General features: G+C 58.1%; 3 protein-coding genes and 1 pseudogene. 3 read left to right on the forward strand and 1 reads right to left on the reverse strand.

The window, feature by feature from the left end; genetic code table 11:
• Positions 1 to 201: 201 nt before the first annotated feature.
• The 3 genes and pseudogenes from AWC25_RS09210 to AWC25_RS09220 form a co-directional block, all read left to right on the forward strand.
• Positions 202 to 996, forward strand: a complete 795-nt coding sequence (locus AWC25_RS09210; protein ID WP_244899481.1) for a hypothetical protein — start codon at positions 202 to 204, stop codon at positions 994 to 996.
• Between the two features lie 111 nt (positions 997 to 1,107).
• Positions 1,108 to 1,794, forward strand: a complete 687-nt coding sequence (locus AWC25_RS09215; protein WP_308204753.1) for a recombinase family protein — start codon at positions 1,108 to 1,110, stop codon at positions 1,792 to 1,794.
• Positions 1,794 to 2,192 (forward strand): annotated as a pseudogene (locus tag AWC25_RS09220) (tyrosine-type recombinase/integrase); the annotation flags it as partial. The gene AWC25_RS09215 and the pseudogene AWC25_RS09220, both read left to right, overlap by 1 nt.
• A gap of 1 nt (position 2,193) precedes the next feature.
• Here AWC25_RS09220 and AWC25_RS09225 read toward each other — a convergent pair.
• Positions 2,194 to 2,643: integrase core domain-containing protein (locus AWC25_RS09225; RefSeq protein ID WP_142278710.1), on the reverse strand; the 450-nt coding region annotated here is incomplete at its 5' end.

The raw sequence follows: 2,643 nt of genomic DNA on the forward strand, positions 1-2,643 counted from the left end.
CGAATACGAAGCAATCATGACCACACCGGCCAGCCAGGCCGCGTGAAGAAACTGTCACCTATCCGTGCAGCAGTCCCGATTGCCTGCAAAATGCCTGCAATCCCTGCCATGCCTGCCGCCCTTTATGGGCAGGCAGGTTTGGCAGGCATACAGGGGCGATCGTAAACAACGAACATGTGACACAAAGGATTTGAGGTAGACATGATGAGCGAAAGCCATGACGCTAACGACATCATCGACGTTGAGGCAATAGAAATCGAAGGAAGCGATAACCTTCCGGCAGTGATCGAAGCATCGACAAGACCTCGCATGGAAAATCGGGCTGGCGTGCCTCGCTGGAGCGAAGAGTGGTGGACACAAGCCTCTGCCCAAGTGCAGGCACGAAGATGCGTCGCACACAAGAGCAACGGAGACCGCTGCCTGAAAGCTGCGATCAAGGGCGCAACGGTCTGCAGGACTCACGGCGGTGCTACTCGGCACGTACGAAACGCAGCTCGCGTTCGCCTGGAGAACGCAGCTGACCTAATGTCCAAGCAGCTGTTAGGAATTGCTCTTACCGCAGACAGTGAGTCAGTGAAACTGGCTGCTATCAAGGACGCTCTGGACCGTGCTGGCCTCAAACCTCCGGCCGAAGTTGTCCTAGCACAAGGCGAACCCAAAAAGTTTGAAGCAGTATTTGATTCGATCGGCGGCGATCCTGAGGCAGCTGGATTTTCTAGTGCGACTAGTGAGGACAGCATTACAGCCGGCGTCGATGCCTCCCCGGCCCCTGCCTACGACCGAATCGCAGAGCAGGCCGAACACTCTTCGCCCGATGACCCGCTGCGACAGGGTAGGCGGCGCGAAGTCGACCGCGACAGGCAACCTCGGCCCAGCGACGTGCTCATCACAGGTGAGGTCGCCATGCGCGTGGCGAATGAAGCAAATCTGAATCCTGGGGCAGTTCGGCCACCTTTAGCACTTCCTTCGCCGCACAAGCGCTACAGGCGGCCTTAGACGTGTTTTCCCAGATCAGACATTGTAGCCACCGTTGTATCAGTCGGCTAAAACTTAAGGCGTAAGGCGCAACCGCTCGGTTACGCCCCACGCCAGCAAGGGAGACACAACATGCCGACCAAGACATGCACACGAGAACCAATGCAACAGTTGATGTTTGGCTACACACGAGTGAGCACCGATGAGCAGGCCGATAGAAGAAACGGCCTAGAGGCACAGCATGAAGTCATCGATTCTCAGGCCAAACGGCGCGGCTGGATCGTAGAGCATTTCGCAGACGGAGGCGTATCCGGCAAGATCCTCGGACCGAAACTTGCGGAAGTGTTGCAACTGTTAGCTTCTGGACAAGGTGATGGCATGGTGGTTGCCAAACTGGACAGGTTGAGTCGATCAATTGTGAACGCTGCCAACATTATCGAGTCCGCGCAGGCGCAAGGGTGGTCGCTGGTCATCCTGGATTTGGGCGTGGACCTCACCACGGCGGCAGGCCGGATGATGGCCATGAACCTAGTCAACTTCGCACAATACGAACGCGAGTTGATCAGCGAGAGAACAAAAGCCGCTCTTGCCGCCAAGAAGCGTAGAGGCGAGCGCATCGGAAGACCCAGAGCTGCATCGGCTTCAGTAGTGCGGCGCATAGTGCAAGACCGCAATGCCGGCTTGACATACGACGCTATCGCTTCGGCGCTCACTGCATCCAATGTCCTATCGCCACTAGGCAATCCGGCATGGCAACCGTCCACCGTGCGCCGCATCTACGCCAGCGCAACAGCTGGCAACCAGGAAGGCGTGGCCTGATGGCTGCGACGATTCGTAAGCGCACTACTGGCAAGCTAGATAAGTTCGGAAATCCCGTTGTGTCCTATCAGGTTCGGTGGCGGGAGCCGATCCGAGATGACTTCGGAGCACCAACAGGCAACTTCCGGCAGACCTCTGAGACGTTTCCAACTGAGCGAAAGGCGAAGGCGCATCTGCGCAAGGTGGAGGACCAGTTAGACAGCGCTAGGGGAGTAGACCCGTCCAGTCAGAAGGCGAAGGCCAATCGACCGCTAGGGGAGTACGCCAAGCAGTATCTGGAAAGCCTGGCGGGATCAATTGATGACGCCACCATCACCGGTTACGAGAAGATCTACCGCACTCATATCGCTCCGGTGTTCGGCAGCAAGCCAGTTGCGGCCATCACCACTGCGGACGTGACTAGCTGTATGAGGCCATGACATTGGTGACGCCGGTGGCGAGTCGTGATGCTGGTGGCTGGCCTGCGGCGGCAGAGTGTGGTCGATGGTAGTTGAAGTGGATGTTCCAGACTTTGAGTGCTTCGGCGCGTTGGGTTTCTGAGGTCCATGTCCTGGCGTAGAGGAACTCTTCGGCCAGGATGCGGTTGTAGCGCTCGACTTTGCCGTTGTGGCGCGGGGTGTAGGGCGTGATGAATTGGTGGCGTGCGCCGTGGAGCACGTGGGCGAAGTCTTTGGCCCGGTAGCAGGCGCCGTTGTCGGTGACGATCCGCTGGATGCGGTCGATGCCATGGACGGCGAACCATACCCGGGCGCGGTGCATGAATCCGATTGCGGTGACGGCTTTTTCGTTGTCAAGGGCTTCGGTGTAGGACAGTCGGGAGAACCCGTCGACGGCCGAATGCAGGTACAC

The organism is Mycobacterium sherrisii, assembly GCF_002102355.1.
Classification (GTDB): Bacteria; Actinomycetota; Actinomycetes; order Mycobacteriales; family Mycobacteriaceae; genus Mycobacterium; species Mycobacterium sherrisii.

Bases quoted from the DNA above. Each gene is read 5' to 3' on its own strand.
- AWC25_RS09215 (WP_308204753.1), top strand. From the start codon at position 1,108: ATGCCGACCAAGACATGCACACGAGAACCAATGCAACAGTTGATGTTT.
- AWC25_RS09210 (WP_244899481.1), top strand. From the start codon at position 202: ATGATGAGCGAAAGCCATGACGCTAACGACATCATCGACGTTGAGGCA.